At 72.1% G+C, this 1834-nt stretch carries 2 protein-coding genes; both read left to right on the top strand.

The window, feature by feature from the left end:
* The first annotated feature begins 303 nt into the window (after nt 1–303).
* Nucleotides 304–1020, top strand: coding sequence for a maleylpyruvate isomerase family mycothiol-dependent enzyme (locus AB0B85_RS33570; protein ID WP_357413798.1), 717 nt, complete (start codon nt 304–306; stop codon nt 1018–1020).
* Nucleotides 1021–1027: 7 nt separating this feature from the next.
* Nucleotides 1028–1681, top strand: a complete 654-nt coding sequence (locus AB0B85_RS33565; protein ID WP_357413796.1) for an MBL fold metallo-hydrolase — start codon at nt 1028–1030, stop codon at nt 1679–1681.
* The last annotated feature ends 153 nt before the right edge of the window (nt 1682–1834 follow it).

Raw genomic sequence — 1834 nt, 5'->3', positions numbered from 1 at the left:
AGATGCGCAGCGTCCGCTCCCGCATCCCGGGCAGGGTGGCCAGCGGCACGTGCGTGCTCGCCGCGTCGCGCGGCGTACGTCGCCCGCTCGGCGTCCCAGCCGAGCGCGCTCAGATCGATCGTCATGGCATCCTCATCGGTGTCGGAGCAGATGATGGCGGAACACGCGTGCCACGTCCGGCATGATCACCACCTCCGTCCGATGTCCCGGTGCCGCGTCTGCCGCTGACGGTAGGTCGCCCGCCGACGCGCCGAAAGCGATTTCCCCGGCGACGGCGCGGCGGCGGACCGCTAGGGTCGACGGGTGACCACGGATCCGCTCCTGCTGATGGGCGAGGTGGACGCGGCCACCAGCCGACTCCTGCGTACCGCGGCGTCTTTCGACGCCACGGACCTGGCCGCCGCGTCGCTGCTGCCGGGCTGGACGCGCGGCCACGTGCTGGCGCACCTGGCGCGCAACGCCGACGGCTTCGTCAACCTGCTCACCGCGGCCCGCACCGGCGAGGCACTACCGATGTACGCCTCGCTGGCGGCCCGCACCGCCGACATCGAGACCGGCTCGGGTCGTCCGCCCGCCGAACACCTTGACGATCTGCGGCGCACCGCCGACCTGTTCGCCGAGGCGGTCGCGGCGATGCCCGCGCCGGCCTGGGCGGCGACGGTGCAGGCGCGTAAGGGCCCGTGGCCGGCCGCGCTGCTCGTGTGGGGTCGGCTGCGCGAGATCGAGGTGCACCACCTCGACCTGGCCGCCGACTACCGGCCCGCGGACTGGTCGGACAATTTCGCCCACCGGCTGCTGCGCGAGGTGGCCAGCCATCACGCCACGGGTCCGACCCCGCCGTCGCTCGTACTTCGCCTGGACGGCGGCGCGCACGAGGTGGTGATCGGGGACCGCGTCGGCGCTCCGGTCGTCTCCGGTGCCGTGCCCGACCTCGCCGCCTGGCTGATCGGCCGTGCCGACGGCGGCACGCTCTCCGTCACTCCCGACGGCCCCCTGCCTACTCCACCGGAATGGATATAGAAGCGTCATGACTTATAGCGGAGACGTCACCCACGGCGGCGCGCCGGCGGTACGCGAGCTGGACGGGCTGACCATCAGCAAGCTGTCGGTGGGTCCGATGGACAACAACGCGTACCTGCTGCGCTGCACGGGCACCGGCGACCAGGTGCTCATCGACGCCGCCAACGAGGCGCCCCGGTTGCTGGAGCTGATCGGCGACCGTGGGCTCACCGCAGTGGTGACGACCCACCAACACATGGACCACTGGGTGGCCCTCGAGGAGGTGGTCGCCAAGACCGGCGCGCGGGCCCTTGTGCACGCCGACGACGCGGACGGGCTGCCGATCGAGGCGGAGCGTCTCGGCGACGGCGACACCGTGTCGGTGGGCGACTGCGCGTTGGAGGTCATCCACCTCAAGGGGCACACCCCGGGCTCGATCGCGCTGCTCTACCGCGACCCGGCCGGCACCCCGCACCTCTTCACCGGGGACAGTCTTTTCCCAGGTGGCGTGGGCAACACGGACCGGGACCCGGAGCGTTTCGCCGCGCTCATCGACGACGTCGAGCACAAGCTGTTCGACAAGCTGCCCGACGACACCTGGTTCTACCCCGGCCACGGCGGCGACAGCACCCTGGGAGCGGAACGTCCCGCCCTCCCCCAGTGGCGAGCACGAGGCTGGTAACAGACCACAAAGGGTCACTATCCGCTGACCGCCAAGCTCTCAACCCACCGACGGGCACGGCACGAACGGACGGACGCCACCACGACGGGGCGGGGGCCTGCCGTGCCCGGCGCAGGGATCAAGCCTGACCGCCCGGAGCCGGGCACGGCAGGC

It is taken from the genome of Micromonospora sp. NPDC049044 (assembly GCF_040649215.1).
Taxonomy (GTDB): domain Bacteria; phylum Actinomycetota; class Actinomycetes; order Mycobacteriales; family Micromonosporaceae; genus Micromonospora.
The sequence above is the reverse complement of the archived record's forward strand: the minus strand, read 5'-3'. Positions and strand labels throughout refer to the sequence as shown.